A 17,159-nucleotide genomic window follows, 5' to 3' on the forward strand; every position below is an offset into this window, starting at 1 on the left:
GATTAACAGCCGCCCCGCGTCTAACGAAAGCGGCGAAGCAATCGCAATAGAGGACTGAATATGAGCGATACCGCTGAACGGGTGAAGAAGATCGTCGTCGAGCATCTTGGCGTCGAGCAGGAGAAGGTCACCGACAATGCGAGCTTCATCGACGACCTCGGCGCCGACAGCCTCGACACCGTCGAGCTCGTGATGGCCTTCGAGGAAGAGTTCGGCGTCGAGATCCCGGACGATGCGGCCGAGACGATCCTGACGGTCGGCGACGCCGTCAAGTTCATCGAGAAGAATCAGTCCTGACGCGAAGGCGCTAGTCCGCCGACGCAAAAGAGCACCGTATGAGACGAGTTGTCATCACCGGCATCGGCATGGTCAGCCCGCTTGGCGCCACTGCCGACGCCACCTGGAAACGCTTGCTCAACGGCGACAGTGGCGTTCGGGTCGTCGAATCCTTTCAGGTCGACGACCTGCCGTGCAAGATCGCCGGCCAGATTCCGCGTGGTGACGGCTCCGACGGCACCTTCAATCCCGATCTGTGCATGGAGCCGAAGGAGCAGCGCAAGGTCGACGACTTCATCGTCTACGCCGTCGCCGCTGCGACGGAGGCGCTGAACGACGCCGACTGGCATCCAGAATCCTACGAGGATCGGATCGCGAGCGGCGTTCTCATCGGCTCGGGCATCGGTGGACTGCAGGGCATCGAGCGCACCTCGCTCATCATGGCCGAGAAGGGGCCGCGCCGCGTCAGCCCCTTCTTCATTCCGGGCAGCCTGATCAACCTGGCGTCCGGTCATGTGTCGATCCGCAACGGGCTGATGGGGCCGAACCACTCGGTGGTGACCGCCTGCTCGACCGGCTCCCACGCCATCGGCGATGCCTCGCGCCTCATCGCGCTCGGCGATGCCGACGTGATGGTGGCGGGCGGCGCGGAATCGCCTGTCTGCCGGCTTTCGCTCGCCGGCTTTGCCGCCTGCAAGGCGCTGTCGACGCACTACAACGACGATCCGGCCCGGGCCTCGCGGCCCTATGACCGCGACCGCGACGGCTTCGTCATGGGCGAGGGCGCCGGCATCGTGGTGCTGGAGGAGCTCGAGCACGCCAGGGCGCGCGGCGCCAAGATCTATGCCGAGGTGATCGGCTACGGCCTTTCGGGCGACGCCTATCACATCACCGCGCCGCGCGAGGATGGCGATGGTGCGTATCGCTGCATGGCTGCCGCGCTAAAGCGCGCCGGCATCACGCCGGGCGAGATCGACTACATCAACGCGCACGGGACCTCGACGCCGCTCGGCGACGAGATCGAGCTGCGGGCCATCGAGCGCATCCTTGGCGACGCGGCGGAGGGCACGCTGATGTCGTCCACCAAGTCGGCGATCGGGCACCTGCTCGGCGCGGCCGGTGCGGTGGAGGCGATCTTCTCGGCACTGGCGATCCGCGACAATGTCGCGCCGCCGACCCTCAATCTCGACAATCCGAGCGTCGAGACCAAGATCGACCTCGTGCCGCATGCCAAGCGCGAGAAGCAGATCGATGTCGCGCTGTCGAACTCCTTCGGCTTCGGCGGCACCAACGCCTCGCTGGTGCTGCGCCGGCTCGACGCCTGACAACGTGCCGGCGGTCTGAACGCCGGCACCCATCCTGACAGACCATCTCCGACCGTCGGCCTCCCGGCTTTCGCCACATTAGAATGCTGCTTCGGCGCGGGGTCGATCAACGCTGAGGGATGATTTCGTGACCGACGACGAAACCGGCCATGGCGGCCGCATCGTGCCGAGATCGGCTTCGGAAGCTCTGCGTCCGTCCCCGGGTCCCGTTCCGCCCCGCCGTTCGCGCCATGCCCGCAACCGGCTGGTCGTCTTCCTAAACTTCATGCTGAGCATCGCCGTGCTCGCCGTCATCGGCGGCGCGGCCGTCGCCTATTGGGGCAAGCTGGAATTCGAGGGGCCGGGTCCGCTGAAGCAGGAGGCGACCTACCTCGTTCAGCCGAAGTCCGGCGTCGGCGGCATCGCGGCGGGCCTCGAGCGCGAAGGCATCATCAGCGATGCCACGATCTTCGAATATGGCGTGCGCCTGTCTGGCGTCGGCGGCGAGCTGAAGGCGGGCGAATACGGGTTTCAGCCCGGAGCGTCGATGCGCGACGTGATGGACCGGATCCGCAGCGGCCAGTCGATCCTCCACGCGGTGACGATCCCCGAGGGCTGGACGGTCAAGCAGATCTACGCCCGAGTCGCCAACGAGCCGGCGCTGGCCGGCGACATGCCGCCGGAGGCGCCGGAAGGCACGCTCCGTCCGGATACCTACAAGTTCACCCGCGGCCGCACCCGCACGCAGATGATCGACGAGATGCGACAGGCGCAGGACAAGCTCGTCAAGCAGCTGTGGGCGGATCGCGACCCCTCCGTGCCGGTCAAGGACATCGGCCAGTTCGTTACTCTCGCCTCGATCGTGGAGAAGGAGACCGGCATTGCGGCGGAGCGCCCGCGCGTTGCCTCCGTCTTCATCAACCGGTTGAACAAGGGCATGCGCCTCCAGTCCGACCCGACCATCATCTATGGCGTCTGGGGCGGGGCCGGCAAACCTTCGGACGAACCGATCCGCCAGTCGCACATCAAGGATGACAATCCCTACAACACCTATGTCATCAAGGGGCTGCCGCCGGGCCCGATCGCCAATCCGGGGAAGGCTGCGCTGGAGGCCGTGGCGCGTCCGCTGAAGACCGACGACATCTACTTCGTGGCCGACGGCACCGGGGGCCATGTTTTTGCCGATACGCTTGACAAGCACAATGAGAATGTCAGGCGCTACCGCGAACTGGAGCGCCAGCAGAAGGCCGACGCCGCGGCGACCGTGGCGCAATGAGGGTGGCCGCTGAGGCACGGCTGTCGCAGGAGATGGATTAGGCATGCCCGTCCAGAGCATGACGGGCTTTGCCCGGGCCGAAGGTGCCGGCGGGCTGGCGTTCGAGCTGCGATCCGTCAACGGCAAAGGGCTGGATCTGCGCCTGCGCCTGCCGCAGGGTTTCGAGATCATCGAGCCGGAGCTGCGCAAGCTCGCCAGCGCGCGTCTGTCACGCGGCAACCTGCAGATCGCCCTGCAGCAACGCACGGGCGAGGACGCCACCGCCTTCGTCATCAACCAGGCGTTTCTTCGCGAGGTGCTGGCCGTCACCGCCAGCCTCGTCGCCGACGGACATGCGACGCTGCCGAGCGCGGACGGCATCCTCTCGATCCGCGGAGTCGTCGAGACGGGTGAGGCGACGCGGCCGACGCCAGAAGAGGACGCCGCGCGGCGCGCGGAAGCCTTGCGGCTCTTCGGCCAGGCTCTGGACGCGCTGACGGCTGATCGCCGCCGGGAGGGCGAGGCGCTGGAGCGGGTGCTGCGCCAGCGGCTGGACGAAATCGAGAGTCTCGTCGGCCGCGCAGAGGCAGATCCGGCACGCTCGCCGGAGACGATCCGCGAGCGCCTGGCAGGGCAGGTGCGTGAGTTGCGCGCGGCGGACGAGCGGCTCGACGAGGCACGGCTGCACCAGGAGGTCAGTCTTCTCGCCACCCGCGCCGATATCCGCGAGGAGCTCGACCGCCTGCGCGCGCATGTGGAGGCGGCGCGGGCGCTTCTATCCGAGGGCGGACCGATCGGACGGCGCCTCGACTTTTTATCACAGGAATTAAACCGCGAATCGAATACGATCTGTTCCAAGTCGAATGCGACCTCACTGACCGCCATCGGTCTCGATCTGAAGGTCGTCGTCGACCAGTTCAGGGAACAGGTACAGAATCTGGAATGACGTCGATCTTCGATACCGAGTCCTCGGTCCCGATCGCCCGGCGCGGGCTGATGCTGGTGATCTCCTCGCCCTCCGGCGCGGGCAAGTCGACGATTGCGCGCAGCCTGCTCGAATCGGATCAGCGCTTCTCGCTGTCGGTGAGCGTCACCACGCGCCGGAAGCGGCCGAGCGAGATCGACGGCGTTCACTACCGCTTTATCGACCGCGAGGAGTTCGAGCGGCTGCGCAGCGGGGACGCTCTGCTCGAATGGGCAGAGGTGCACGGCAACTTCTACGGCACGCCGCGTGCGGCGGCCGCGAAGGCGATGCTCGAAGGCCGTGACATGCTGTTCGACATCGACTGGCAAGGCGCTCGGCAGCTGCAGGAGCAGGCGAAGTCTGACATCGTCTCGATCTTCATCCTGCCGCCCTCCATGCGGGAGCTGAAGACACGGCTGCTGCGGCGAGCCGAGGACTCCGGCGAGACGATTGCCATGCGACTGAAGAACGCCCGCGTCGAGATCGAGCGCTGGCGCGACTACGACTATGTCGTCGTCAATGACGACCTCGACCGGGCCTTCTCGGCCGTGCGCTCCATCATCAATGCCGAGCGGCTGCGGCGCGACCGCCGACCCGGCCTCTTCGACTTCACCGCCGCCCTACTGGCGGAGGATGTCAGCTAGACGGGTGATCGTTTAGCAGGGCCGCCGCTGCCAGGCTCTCAGATCAGCGAGGCCAGGCGGCAGAATTCCTCAACGCTGAGGGTCTCGGCACGGCGCTGCGGATCGATCTCGGCCCGCGCCAGCAGCGCCTCGCCGCCAAGCGATTTGAGGCTCTGGCGCAGCATCTTGCGCCGCTGGCCGAAGGCGGCAGCCGTCACCTTTTCCAGCGCCTCGAGCGGCACCTGGATAGGGGCGGGCCGCGGCCGCAGCTGCACGATCGCCGAGGTAACCTTCGGCGGTGGCGTAAAAGCCTGCGGCGACACCTCGAAGAGGATATGCGCCTCGGTGCGCCATCCCGCGAGCACACCGAGACGGCCGTAATGATCGCTATCGGGCGCAGCGACGATACGCTGTGCAACCTCCTTCTGGAACATCAGCGTCAGCGCCGACCACACGGGCGGCCAGAGGGGCGTTGTGATCCAGTCGAGAAGAAGCTGCGTCCCTACATTGTAGGGGAGGTTGGCGACGACCTGCAGCTGTTGCCCATTCGCCAGGGAGGCGAGGTCGATCGTCAGCGCGTCGCCCTCGATGACGCTCAGACGCCCCGGATAGTGCTGTGCGATCGCCTCGAGCGCCGGCAGGCAGCGCCGGTCCTTCTCGATGGCAACGACGTGCTGCGCGCCTTCCGACAGGAGCGCACGCGTCAGCCCGCCCGGACCAGGGCCGACTTCCACCACCACACCCGGGTCCAGCGGCGCTGCCTGCCGGGCAATGCGGCCGGTCAGGTTGAGGTCGAGGAGGAAATTCTGGCCGAGCGCCTTCTTCGGGTCGAGGCCATGCGCCGCCAGCACCTCGCGCAGCGGCGGCAGGCCGTCCGCGGCGGTCAAGCGCGCGCCGTCGGTGCGTGAGCGGCGGTGATCGTCTGCGCGCCCGCCATGCGCGCCGCCATCCGCAGCGCTGCGATGAAGCTGTCCGGCCGGGCCCGACCGGTACCGGCGATGTCGGCTGCGGTGCCGTGGTCGGGTGAGGTGCGCACGATCGGCAGGCCGAGCGTGACGTTCACAGTCTCGTCGAAAGCAAGCGTCTTAGCCGGGATCAGGGCCTGATCGTGATACATGCAGATGGCGACGTCGTAGCGCGCCCGGGCTTCCGGGTGGAACATCGTATCCGCCGGCAGGGGGCCGACAACGGCCATCCCCTCCAAAGCCAGCTTGGCGACCGCAGGCGCGATAATGTCCTCGTCCTCGCTTCCGATCGCGCCGCGCTCGCCCGCATGCGGGTTGAGGCCGGAGACCGCCAGGCGCGGCCTGGCATAGCCGAGGCGCGAGACGAGGTCCTCATGGACGATGCGGCAGGTGGTCTCGATCAACACCTGCGTCAGCCGCTCCGGCACTCTGGCGATGGGAATGTGGATAGTGACGGGAACGCAGGACAGCTCCGGCCCCGCCAGCAGCATCACCGGCGTATAGGGCTGGCCGAACAGGCTTGCGCATCGGTCGGCCAGATATTCGGTATGGCCGGGATGCTGAAAGCCGGCGTCGTAAAGCGCCTTCTTGTCGATAGGGTTGGTGACGACGGCCCCGGCGTCTCCGGCAACCGCAAAGGCGATGGCACGGTCGATCGCCTCGATCGTCGCCGCCGCGTTGGCGGGATCGAGCCGGCCCGGTGTCTCGATCTGCCGATTGATCAGGGGCATAATCGGAAGAGCGCCGTTCTGCCAGACGCCTGCTGTCTGCTCCGGCCGCTCGATCGCTTCGGACGCAAGTGGAACGCCGAGCCGCTCCGCACGCGCGGCGACCATGTCGGGATCGCCCAGGAGGAAGAAAGGCGGCAGCGCCAGCTTCTGCCGCCGGGTGAAGGCGGCTAGCGTCACGTCAATGCCGATGCCTGACGGCTCGCCGGCGGTAACGGCGAGCGGTGCGCTCTGCGGGCTCACTTGCGGGTGATCTGAGCCTTGTCTTTCAGCTTCTTCAGAAGCGCGACATCCGGCTCTTCCTTGCCGAGCTTCTCCAGATCCTGCTCCTGGAACACCATGGCCGCTGCAACGTCGTCGGACACGGTCTTGGCATCGCAGATGCCGATGAACTCGACCCCGCGCTCGGTTTCCTGCGGCGGCGTCGCGCGACCCGCGCTACCGGCCTCGATGTCCTTCTTCCAGCGCGGCGGCAGCTCAGGCTGCGTCACGCGGCCGAGCTCGCGCACCGTCACGTCGCGCAGGCCCTTGGCGATGTCGTAGGTGCTCTCGCAGGAGCGGAAGCGGGAGCGCAGAGCGTTCGCCTCCTTCATCCGCTGGCTCTTCAGCGCCTCGCGCTTGGCGGCCGGGATGACGAAGACGACCTGCTGCAGGGTATATTCCGTGGTCTTCGGCTTGTTGCCGCCTTCGGCGAGCATGCGCTGAACGACATCCTGCTCGCTCAGCTTCTTCTCGCGTCGCATATTGGCCTGAACGGCCTGACCCCAGCCCATCTGGACCCGTATGTAGTCCTTGAAGGATTTGGTCGAGAAGCCGGCGCGCGACAGGACCTCGCCGAGCTGCGCTTCGGTCAGCTTGTTCTGCTTGGCGAAATTGCCGTAGGCCTGATCCACCATCGCATCGGAGATGTTGATGTTGCGACGGCGGATCTCCTGCTTCTTCAGGGTCTCGTCGATCAGTTCGTCGGTCGCCTTGGCCTGGATGTCGCCAGTCGTGCGCCGCAGCTTCAGGAAGGCGGCGCGCTGCTGGATCGCGTAGCTCGTCACCGGCTCCTTGTTCACGACGACGCGGACCTCGGACGCGGCCTGAGCAGGTCCGGTTGCGGCGGTCGGCAGTGCGACAACTGCCAGCATCAGCGCCAGGATCGGTCCAGCGGTGCGGTCCATCATGTCTTTCGTTCACTCCCGGTCGTTCTTGCCAGATCGCCGATGGGGCGGGCGATCCGGGAAAGGGCCTGTCGTCCCCGTTTGTCACGCTCAAGGCGCGTGGGCCTGATCATGTCCGTAGGACGGCCCCTTGGCCAAATCATGATCGACTGGAACTCAACCGTCGTCGTCGTCGCCACCGAGATCATAGGAGAAGTCGGTGTCCGCGATGGTCCTGAGGCCGACCCTGAACAGCAGCGTCGTCTCCGACGGATCCTCCTGATAGCGGTCGGTCGTGCTCTTGTAGGCGGCGATCAGGCTGAAGCACTCGTCGGCATAGCCGATGCCGAAGCTCCGCTCGATGACGGCGCTGTTCTCGACATCGTAACCAAGCGCGCCGAAAGCCGTCCACTCTTTGCTCAGCTTGTAGGAGGCTGTCGTGCGCACCTGACTGCGATCGTCCGGGAAGCCGCTGATCGGCTGCGCCGCGATCTCGGAATAGGTCAGGCCGGCGGTGAGGGCGCCGGTGGTCAGCGTCGCAAAGACGTCCGAGCGCTTCAGCTCGAAATCTTCCTCGTCGAAGCGGTTCTGCAGTCCAAGGCCGAGGCCGAATGGCGTCGCGAGCGACAGGGAACTCACATAGTCCGAGCGATCGGTTTCGAGGCCCGACTCGTAGCCAATCAACGCGAGGTCGTCCTGCGCAAACGGGTTCTCGCCGCCGAGGTGGTAGGACTGGCCGACCATCGCATCGATCGAGTAGCCCGTCTCCAGCGTGCCGACATAGCGCAGGCCGACATTGGCGCGCGTGCCGCCCTCGATGCGGTCATAGCCGGAGAACTTGTCCTCCTGGAAGAGGTTGCCGGTGTTGAAGACCAGTTCCTGCGCGTCCTCGTTCGGCAGGATGCCAGACTTCGCCTCGTCCGGCCGGATGATGATCTGGCCGATCGGCTCGATCACATGCGACATCGTTCCGGTCTGGATCAGGTAGGGGTAGCGCGCCATCAGCGACGCCGTGGTCATGCCGCGGGCGCCGGATTCGTCGACGTCGATACCTGTCTCGTAGACGCCGATGTCTTCGAGCGACATATCTGCGGTGTAGAGATCACCTCGCGCCGAAAGCCTCGGCGTTAGCACCAAGCCTCCCGAGGTTATGATCTCGTTGCGCCAAGACAGCTGTGTCGTGGCACGGCTGTAGTCGCCCTCCAAGGCGGTGCGACGGAAGAAATCCCTCGAGTAGAGATCCGGGAAAGCCACCGTTCTGTCGCAGACGCCGTCCTCGTTCAGTGCAGTGCACACCAAAGCAGACGAAGGATCTCCGTTGTCGCGGTTCAGGCTGGTCACGTTGACGTCGAGCTGGACCTCGCCGCCGATACCCGGAGTCTCCTCAATGCGCTGATAGTCGAAGGTCGGCAGCACATCCGGCTGGATTTCGTTCTGCAGCGGGTTCTCGGACTGGACGTCGAAGCGCTGCGTCCGCAGGTCGAAGAAGCTGCGATCGCCGAGGCCCGTCAGGTAGATCTCGGAGATGTGCCGGGTGCTGGAGAAGTTCTGGATGTCGTAGGTCGCGGAGAAGTCGTCGTCGCTCTGCAGCAGCCAGTCCCAGCCGAAGGTCCAGCGGTCGCTGAGCGCGAAGCGGCCGGTCGTGCCGATCATGCCGCGATCAGTGGTGTAGTCCGGCGACTGCTCTACGATGAAGGGGTTCGGATTGTAGAACTCGTCGGGATCGCGCTGCGAGATGCCGGCGGCCTGCAGGGTGAAATAGCCATTGCCGAAGGCCTGGCGGTACTCCGCCTCAGCGAGGAAGCCCTGCTTGCTGTAATAGGTGCCGGCGACCGTCAGGTCCTTGTCGTCCGAGATTGCCCAGAAGTAGGGGATCTTCACGCCGTAGCCGAGCTCTTCCTTCTGCTCGAAGGACGGCGTCAGGAAGCCGGACTTGCGCTTCACCGTCGGGTCCGGCGACTGGAAGTAGGGGAGATAGGCGATCGGCGCGCCGAACAGCTCGAACTTGGCGCCGTAGTAGCGCACCACTTTCTCGCGCTGGTTCCAGACGATTTTCTTCGCCTTCACCTGCCAGAGCGGCGCGCGCTCGGGATGCTCGCGACACGGCTCGCACGCCGTGTAGACGCCCTGCTGGAAGGTCGTGACCTCGCCATTCTGGCGGATCGCCTCCGCCGCAGCGAAGCGCGTATTGTCCGGCGTCTCGATACGCAGGGCCTTGATGAAGCCCTGGCCAAAATCATCGGTAATGTCGGCGCTGTCGGCAAAGACACGATTGCCGTCCGGCTGTTGCAGTTCGACATCGCCAGAGGCGATCAAACGACGGGTTTTCTGGTTGTAGACGACCTTGCGGGCGACGAGCTTGTAGCCGCCGTAGTCGATCCGCACGCTGCCGTCCGCCGTCACGACGGCGGTGTCGCTGTCATAGGTAACGGTGTCCGATTCCAGGAAGAGCTGCGAGCCCTCCGGCACGCTCACGGCGGCGCCCAGCCCGGCAGGACCGGACTGTGCGAGCGCCTCGGCGGAGAACGTCACAAGCGCGGCAAAAGCCGTGCCGGCAAGGAGTGCGGCCCGAATTTGACGCTGCAGCGCGCCCGCGCGCCCGCGTCCGATCCCCCTCACATCCATTCTAACCATCCTCTTGATGGAGCAGGATCGTTACCCCAAACAATCCTGCCGCCACGACCGGGAACCAAGCTGCGACGACCGGAGGAACAACGGCGTTGCTCCCGAGGGCCTGCGCAAGAAAGGTGACCACATAGAGCACGAAGCCGGCCGCGATGCCACCTGCCAAGCTCCTAGCAGACTGACCGGTTCTGGCAAACCTCACCGCGACGGTCGCGGCAAGAAGGGTCATCGCGATGAAGAGCGCCGGTCGTGCGACGAGCGTGTTGTAGCGCATAGCAAACGCGCCCACATTGCCGCCGACGCTGCGGGCCATCTCGATCTTCGAGCGGAGATCCCAGATCGGCAGCGACTCCGGATCCGCGAGCTGCTGCTGGACATATTCCGGCTTCAGCGACGTCGGCAGCCGCAGCGTGTGGCGCTGCTCGGGCTTGTCGCCGATCCGCACCACCAGCGGGTTCTCCAGCAGCCAGGCATTATCTTCGAGGCGGGCGCTCGGCGCATCGATGCGCTGCGCGACGGCGCCGTCATCGCCGAACACGAAAGCCGTGACGCCGCCGAGCGTCAGCCCACCATTGGTCACCACCTTCGCGCCGATGATCGATTCGACGCCCTCGCCACTCTGCCGCAGCCAGGGAACCTGCTCGGTCTTGCTGGTCTTGGCACCCTTGCCTGAGGCGATCATCTCGATCTCGGCGGACCTGGCCTTCGCGGCGGCAGAGATCGGATTGTACAGGAAGACCGCGGCGGCCCCGAGCAGCAGCGACCCGAAGATGAACGGCGCCAGAATTTGCCAAACCGAGATGCCGGCAGCCCGTGCGACCACCAGCTCGAGTTTCCGGTTGAGCGACAGAAGGGTGAAGATCGAGGAGAACAGGATGATGAACGGGAAGGCCTGTTCGATGAAGGAGGGCACCCGCAGCGCCGATATGGCGGCGATCAATTCGAAGCCGAGATCGGCGTACTGGCTGCGCCGGCCGACCTCGATCAGGTCGATCAGATAGACCAGTGCAAAGACCGAAACGAAGGTCGACAGGAAGCTGACGACGTAGAGCCGGAAGAAGTAGCGGTTGAGCGTCCAGCTTCTCATCGGCGTGACCCGCCGCCTGCGACAGTCGCTCGCGGGACGAGCCGGGTCAGTGCCGCACCGATCCGGCCGAAGACGTCCGGCACGGCCTGGACAAGCCGCGAATCGACGACGTTGGCGTTCATCAGCAGAAGGAGGATGTTCAGGGCGATCGCCGAGAGCGGCAGTGCATAGGAAACGAAGCGGTACTCGATGCCGATGTCGATCAGCGAGACGCCGACGAAACCGAGCGCCTTCAGGACCAGCGCGCCGGTAAGCCCGAGCGTCATAGCCGCTCCGGAGCCCTGCCGGTTCGTCCGGGGCTGGCTGGCGACGACCAATGCCCAAAAGGCGAAGGCGATCGGATAGAGCCAGTCCGTCATGCGCTGGGTGAACTCCTCGGCGAACTTGCCGGGTCGGGTCTGGTAGAGCTTGTCGTTCGGGTCCGGCGAGAGGAGGCTCAGGGTCGAACGCTCCGAGGCGCGGACCCAGTCCGAGCTGGCGGAGGGCCGGAGGTCCGCGAGATCGAAAGCATAGGTCTGGAACTGCACGATCGAGACCGCGCCGTCGGTGGTGGAACGGCGATGCAGCTGGCCATCATAGAGGATGAGATAGGAGAGACCGTCCTGGTCGACGATCTGACCCTCCTTGGCGAAGTAGGTGAGATCGGTGCCGCTTTCGCGCGAATCGGCGATGAACAGGCCCCTGATCGATGAACCATTCACGCTGCTGATGCCGACGACCAGCCCGTCCTGAACCTCGTCGAAGCGGCCCGGCTGCAGGAAGAGGGTGATGGCGTCGGCGTTGATCGAGCGCAAGCCTTGATAGAAGTTGCTCTGCGCGACCGGCCCGAGAATATGGGAGTTGAACAGCACCAGTGCGGCGCCGACGATGCCGAGGAACAGAATCGGCTTGATCACCACCGAGCGCGGCGCGCCCGATGCGGCGATCACCGCACGCTCTGAATCGGCGTTCAGCCCGTTCAGTGCCTGGATCGCACCGATCAGCACCGCGAAGGGCAGGACGCCCGCCGCGAGATTGGGCATGAGCATCAGCGCGATCCACAAGAGGTTGCCTGCGGTCGAGACGCTGGTCCGCACGATATCCACACGCTGCAGCGCCTGGACGATCCAGACGATGAGCACGAGCGAGGCCATCGCCGTCAGCGACAGGAGGAAGGCGCGCCTGAAGATGTAGCGTTCGAGAAGGATCATCAGACTGTCGTGGTCAACCTTCTCTCGTGTTCGACACGCATTGTCGCACTGGTGCCGGCACCGTCGCGCCGATCCGCGTGGTTTCCATACAGTGGAGCAGCTTGGCTAAAGAAGGGCGAATAAGCATGGTTAACGCTTTGCCCCGGCCGGCACCGCTTGCCAAGGTCCAACGGGACGCTTCATATCCGCCTTCATTCCTGCCGGCTCCACACTGCCGGCACGGCCTCATCATCGATCAGCCGAAAAAGCCGAGGACAGACCATGGCGAGCCGAAACACGATCTCCTTTACCTCCGTGGATGCGCAGCCGAGCGGCGTTCTCGTCCTGATTGCCGGGGAGGGTGGTGCCGTCACGAACGGTCTTCCGCAGGATCTGAAGTCGCTGGTCGAGCGCGCGGCAAGCGTCGCTAAGTTCAAGGGCAAGGCGCTGTCATCCTTCGAGCTTCTGGCGCCGGCCGGCTCCGCTCTGGATCGTGTGCTGGTCGTCGGCGGCAAGGCTGATACGGGCAGCGGCGAGGAGCATTGGCTCAAACTCGGCGGCTCGATCGCCGCCAAGACAAAGGGCGCCGACGTCGTCACCATCGCCGCCGGCACGCTGGCGCCCGCTGAGGCCGCGTCAATCGCCGCTGGAATTCTGCTGCGTGGCTACGAATTCGACCGCTACAAGACGAAGAAGAAGGCCAATGGCGACGATGAGGAGGCGCGCGACGCCGCGCGCGAGTTCCGCCTGAGCGTTGCCGATGCCGATGCGGCGAAAGACGCCTTCGCAGGGATTCAGCCCGTGGTGGACGGCGTCGTGCTGGCGCGCGACCTCGTCAACGAGCCAGCCAACGTCCTTGGACCCGTCGAATATGTCGCCGAGATCGAGAAGCTCTCGCAGGTCGGCGTCGAGGTCGAGATCCTCGACGAAGCCGCGATGCGCGACCTTGGCATGCATGCGCTGCTCGGCGTCGCGCAGGGGTCGCCGCGCCCGCCGCGCCTCGCCATCATGCGCTGGAACGGCGGTGGCGACGAGGCGCCGGTGGCCTTCGTCGGCAAGGGCGTCGTCTTCGACACCGGCGGCATCTCGATCAAGCCGGCCGCCGGCATGGAGGACATGAAGGGCGACATGGGCGGCTCAGCCGCCGTGGTCGGCCTGATGCGCGCCCTGGCTGGCCGCAAGGCGAAAGCGAATGTCGTCGGCATCGTCGGGCTCGTCGAGAACGCGGTCGACGGGATGGCGCAGCGCCCGGGCGACATCGTCAAGGCGATGTCCGGCACGACAATCGAGGTCCTGAACACCGATGCGGAAGGCCGCCTCGTCCTCGCCGACGCGCTCTGGTACTGCCAGGACCGCTTCAAGCCCAAGTTCATGGTGAACCTCGCGACACTGACCGGCGCCATCATCGTTGCTCTCGGCAATCACCATGCCGGCCTTTTCTCCAACAATGACGAACTGTCGGAACGGCTGACGCAGGCCGGCAAGGCGACGGGCGAAAAGGTCTGGCGCATGCCGCTCGGCCCCGAATACGACAAGCAGATCGAGGGCAAGTTCGCGGACATCAAGAACATCGGCAACGGCCGCGCCGCCGGCTCGATCACGGCCGCGCAGTTCCTGCAGCGCTTCGTCAACGACGTGCCCTGGGCGCATCTCGACATCGCCGGCACCGCGATGGGCTCGCCGGCCAACGAGTACAACCAGTCCTGGGCGTCGGGCTATGGCGTGCGCCTGCTCAATCGCCTCGTCGAGGATCACTACGAGACGAAGTGAGGGGGATGGCGGAGGTTCTCTTCTACCATCTGACCGAAAGCCGGCTCGAGGAGGCCCTGCCGGACCTTCTCGAGCGCAGTCTCGCCCGCGGCTGGCGTGTGGTCGTGCAAACTGTGACGGAGGAGCGCCGCGACGCGCTGGACCAGCATCTGTGGACCTATCGCGACGAGTCCTTCCTGCCGCACGGCACCGATGCCGACAGCAGCGGCGCCTTGCAGCCCATCCTCCTGACGACATCCGCAGAGCAGAACGCGAACGATCCGCAGGTCCGCTTCCTCGTCGAGGGCGCCGTGCCGGCATCGCTCGACCGCTATGTGCGCGCCGTCTACCTCTTCGACGGGCATGACGAGGCGCAGCTCGGCACCGCGCGCCAGCGCTGGACGGTGGAGAAGTCAGCCGGCCACGACGTGACCTACTGGCAGCAGACCGAGGAGCGCCGCTGGATCAAGAAGGCCTAATGGCACGGCGCCGTAGCGAGCTGGGCTGCGAGAGGCGTCTCAGGCCCTCTCCCCGCGCTGCGGATCAAACAAGCCGGGCCACAGGTTGAGGGCAAATGAGAAGAGCAAGAGGTTGATGTAAGCGGCGAGCTCCAGCATCTCCTCGGTCGTCAGGAAGTGGAGCTGCTCCGCGGTCTCTCCCGTCACGAGGAACAGGAACGAGGCGAGCGCCGGCCATACCCAGAACAGCCGCAGCTCCTCCACCCGGTCCGGCCAGTCGATGCGCTTGACGATCAGGAGCGCGATCAGCCCAAGCGTCCACAGCACCGCAGTGATCACCTTCCAGGGTTCGTTGAGGCAGACGCCGCCGTCATAGAAGCGGCTGGTACATTGCGGCGTTTCACGGATCAGCAGGAAGAGCGTGAAAAAGCCCGCGGTGACGGCGACGGCGTAAAGCTCCGATCGGAAGCGGGCGGCCGCAACGCCAAGAACGACGATGGCTACGAGAAGAACAACCGACTGCAAGCCCTCCAGCCAGCCGCTTTCGGGATAGGCGCCATTCACGGTTTCGAACTGTGTCAGCTGCGCGATGACATAGGCCAAGACGAGGCTCGCGGCGGCAATGCCCAGAAACAGGACTGCCTGCCGCACTGTCACCCTGCGCAGGGCCGTGAGAGCGGCGCGAAAGGGAAGTGTCGCAAGCGATGCCAGACTGATCTGAGACATGGAACAAACTTTCATCGCGCAAGAGTCTGCGGTCGCGCTGTGCGTCATCGTGTAGAGAGGCGAGGGATGACACGCTCGTCAGCGTCCCGCGCGAGGACGCAACAGTGCATCCGCGCTGCGTTCACTCCGCCGCCATCGCCGAGTCATGCTCCTCCGTCAGCGCCAGCCAGTCTTCCTCGCATCCGGCCAACGTTTTGGCCGCATCCGAGCGCTGCTTGGCGAGCGCGGCCGCCCTGGCCGGATCCTTGGTATAGAGCTTCGGGTCCGACAGGCTCGCGTCGAAGTCGGCAATGGTCTTCTGCAGCCGCGAGATCTGGATCTCCAGCTGGCTGATCTTCTTCTTCAGTGGTTTCAGCTGCTCGCGCTTTTCCGCGGCGACCCGGCGCTGATCGAGCTTGGATGCGGCAGGCGGAGCATCGACCACAGCCACGGCCTCGCCCTGGTTGCCGCCGCCGGCGCGTGCGCCTGAAAGGATCAGCTTCTTATAGTCCTCGAGATCCCCGTCATAGCGCGACACTGTGCCGTCGCCGACGATCCACAGCCGGTCCATGGTGGCCTCGACCATGTGCCGATCGTGGCTGATCAGGATGACCGCGCCAGGGAAATCGTTCAGCGCCCGCACCAGGCTCTCGCGCGCTTCGATGTCGAGATGGTTGGTCGGCTCGTCGAGGATCAGCAGGTTCGGTGCGTCGATGGTCGCCAGGCCCATCAGGAGGCGCGCCTTCTCGCCGCCCGACAGACTGTCGGCGACGGTGTCCATCTTCTGCGTCGGCAGGCCCATCTGCGCGACGCGCGCCCGCACCTTGGCCTCTGGTGCGTCCGGCATGAAGCGGCGCACATGCTGCACGGCCGTCTCGTTCGGCCTCAGATCATCGATCTGGTGCTGCGCGAACATCGAGATCTTCAAGCCAGGCGCGCGCGTGACGGTGCCGGCCTGCTCCTTCAGCCGCTCGGCCAGCAGCTTGGCGAAGGTCGACTTGCCGTTGCCGTTGGCGCCGAGCAGCGCGATGCGGTCATCCGCATCGATGCGAAGGTTCAGCCCGCGAAGGATCGAGCGCTCCGGCGTGTAGCCGACGGAGACGTTCTCCATGCGGATGATCGGCGAGGCCAGCACCTTCTCCGGCTTCGGAAAGACGAAGGGCGTGACATGCTCCTCGACGATCGCCGTCAGCGGTTGCATGCGTTCGAGCGCCTTCAGGCGCGACTGTGCCTGCCGGGCCTTCGAGGCTTTGGCGCGGAAGCGCTCGACGAAGGCCTCCATATGTTTGCGCTCGGCGGTCTGCTTGGCGACCGCTTTCTGCAGGAGCTCCATCTTCTCGGCGCGCTGGCGCTCGAAGCTGTCGTAGTCGCCGCGATAGAAGACGAGCTTCTTTTGGTCGAGATGGATGATGGCATTGACGGCGTTGTTGAGGACGTCGCGGTCGTGGCTGATGATCAGCACGGTGTAGGGGTAGCGCGCGACGAAGTTCTCGAGCCAGAGCGTGCCTTCCAGATCGAGATAGTTGGTCGGCTCGTCGAGAAGCAGGAGATCCGGACGGGAGAACAGGACGGCGGCGAGCGCGACGCGCATCCGCCAGCCGCCGGAGAAGGACGAGACAGGCCGGGCCTGCGCGGCCGCATCGAAGCCGAGGCCGTCGAGGATCGCCGCCGCGCGCGCTTCGGCCGAATGGCTCTCGATATCGGCAAGCCGAATGTGGATGTCGGAGATGCGGTTCGGGTCGGTCGCCGTCTCGGCTTCCGCCAAGAGTGCGACGCGCTCCTCGTCGGCCGCGAGCACGATCTCCAGCAGCGAGTCCTCCGTGCCCGGCGCTTCCTGCGCCACCTGACCAATCCGCGTGTTGCGCGGCACGGAGACGCCGCCGGATTCCGGCGAGAGATCGCCGGTGATCACCCGGAACAGCGTCGACTTGCCGGCGCCGTTGCGGCCGACGAGGCCGGCCTTGGTGCCGGTCGGCAGCGTCAGGCTGGCGTGATCGATGAGCAGGCGCCCCGCGACGCGCGCGGACAGGTCTGAGATCTGGAGCATGGCGCGCTTTTGCCACGCTTCGCTGCGGCGCGGAAGAGTGGAGTGGCCGCACACCTGCC

General features: G+C 65.6%; 15 protein-coding genes. 7 read left to right on the forward strand and 8 right to left on the reverse strand.

From position 1 onward, the window contains the following. Nucleotides 1–60: 60 nt before the first annotated feature. From C0R46_RS02030 to gmk, 5 genes are all read left to right on the forward strand, one after another. Complete coding sequence (locus C0R46_RS02030) at nt 61–297, forward strand: acyl carrier protein (protein ID WP_102957906.1); 237 nt, start codon at nt 61–63, stop codon at nt 295–297. A gap of 38 nt (nt 298–335) precedes the next feature. Next, nucleotides 336–1,601: a beta-ketoacyl-ACP synthase II gene (gene fabF / locus C0R46_RS02035; RefSeq protein WP_102957907.1), complete on the forward strand. Its 1,266-nt coding sequence runs from the start codon at nt 336–338 to the stop codon at nt 1,599–1,601. 127 nt (nt 1,602–1,728) lie between these two features. Further along, a complete protein-coding gene (gene mltG / locus C0R46_RS02040) occupies nt 1,729–2,856 on the forward strand; it encodes an endolytic transglycosylase MltG (RefSeq protein ID WP_245413379.1) in 1,128 nt (375 codons plus the stop codon). 43 nt (nt 2,857–2,899) lie between these two features. Then, a complete protein-coding gene (locus tag C0R46_RS02045) occupies nt 2,900–3,781 on the forward strand; it encodes a YicC/YloC family endoribonuclease (protein WP_102957909.1) in 882 nt (293 codons plus the stop codon). After that, nucleotides 3,778–4,443 (forward strand): guanylate kinase, encoded by a 666-nt coding sequence (gmk, locus tag C0R46_RS02050; protein ID WP_102957910.1) that lies wholly within the window; start codon nt 3,778–3,780, stop codon nt 4,441–4,443. The genes C0R46_RS02045 and gmk overlap by 4 nt, the downstream gene beginning before the upstream one ends. Nucleotides 4,444–4,481: 38 nt before the next feature. Here the strand turns inward: gmk and rsmA are convergent, their stop codons facing one another. The 6 genes from rsmA to C0R46_RS02080 form a co-directional block, all read right to left on the reverse strand. Continuing rightward, nucleotides 4,482–5,309, reverse strand: a complete 828-nt coding sequence (gene rsmA / locus C0R46_RS02055) for a 16S rRNA (adenine(1518)-N(6)/adenine(1519)-N(6))-dimethyltransferase RsmA (protein ID WP_102957911.1) — start codon at nt 5,307–5,309, stop codon at nt 4,482–4,484. Further along, nucleotides 5,306–6,358 (reverse strand): 4-hydroxythreonine-4-phosphate dehydrogenase PdxA, encoded by a 1,053-nt coding sequence (gene pdxA, locus C0R46_RS02060; RefSeq protein ID WP_102957912.1) that lies wholly within the window; start codon nt 6,356–6,358, stop codon nt 5,306–5,308. Before pdxA ends, rsmA begins: the two co-directional genes overlap by 4 nt. Beyond that, nucleotides 6,355–7,284, reverse strand: coding sequence for a SurA N-terminal domain-containing protein (locus tag C0R46_RS02065; RefSeq protein ID WP_102957913.1), 930 nt, complete (start codon nt 7,282–7,284; stop codon nt 6,355–6,357). The genes pdxA and C0R46_RS02065 overlap by 4 nt, the downstream gene beginning before the upstream one ends. Before the next feature lie 153 nt (nt 7,285–7,437). Then, nucleotides 7,438–9,885, reverse strand: a complete 2,448-nt coding sequence (locus C0R46_RS02070; protein ID WP_102957914.1) for an LPS-assembly protein LptD — start codon at nt 9,883–9,885, stop codon at nt 7,438–7,440. Between the two features lies 1 nt (nt 9,886). Continuing rightward, entirely contained in the window at nt 9,887–10,972 is a 1,086-nt protein-coding gene (lptG, locus tag C0R46_RS02075) for an LPS export ABC transporter permease LptG (protein WP_102957915.1), read from the reverse strand. Continuing rightward, the gene (locus C0R46_RS02080) at nt 10,969–12,162 is read right to left on the reverse strand and encodes an LptF/LptG family permease (RefSeq protein ID WP_102957916.1); all 1,194 of its coding nucleotides are present in this window, start codon (nt 12,160–12,162) and stop codon (nt 10,969–10,971) included. Before C0R46_RS02080 ends, lptG begins: the two co-directional genes overlap by 4 nt. A gap of 261 nt (nt 12,163–12,423) precedes the next feature. Here C0R46_RS02080 and C0R46_RS02085 point away from each other — a divergent pair, with 261 nt between their 5' ends. Both C0R46_RS02085 and C0R46_RS02090 read left to right on the forward strand, forming a co-directional pair. Continuing rightward, nucleotides 12,424–13,911, forward strand: coding sequence for a leucyl aminopeptidase (locus C0R46_RS02085; RefSeq protein ID WP_102957917.1), 1,488 nt, complete (start codon nt 12,424–12,426; stop codon nt 13,909–13,911). A gap of 5 nt (nt 13,912–13,916) precedes the next feature. Then, the gene (locus C0R46_RS02090; RefSeq protein WP_102957918.1) at nt 13,917–14,369 is read left to right on the forward strand and encodes a DNA polymerase III subunit chi; all 453 of its coding nucleotides are present in this window, start codon (nt 13,917–13,919) and stop codon (nt 14,367–14,369) included. Nucleotides 14,370–14,408: 39 nt separating this feature from the next. Here the strand turns inward: C0R46_RS02090 and C0R46_RS02095 are convergent, their stop codons facing one another. Beyond that, on the reverse strand, nt 14,409–15,074 hold the full coding sequence (locus C0R46_RS02095; RefSeq protein ID WP_102957919.1) for a hypothetical protein: 666 nt from the start codon (nt 15,072–15,074) through the stop codon (nt 14,409–14,411). A 121-nt stretch (nt 15,075–15,195) separates the two neighbouring features. After that, the gene (locus C0R46_RS02100) at nt 15,196–17,100 is read right to left on the reverse strand and encodes an ABC-F family ATP-binding cassette domain-containing protein (protein WP_102957920.1); all 1,905 of its coding nucleotides are present in this window, start codon (nt 17,098–17,100) and stop codon (nt 15,196–15,198) included. Nucleotides 17,101–17,159: the final 59 nt, after the last annotated feature.

The organism is Mangrovicella endophytica, assembly GCF_002893625.1.
In the GTDB taxonomy this organism is placed as follows: domain Bacteria; phylum Pseudomonadota; class Alphaproteobacteria; order Rhizobiales; family Rhizobiaceae; genus Mangrovicella; species Mangrovicella endophytica.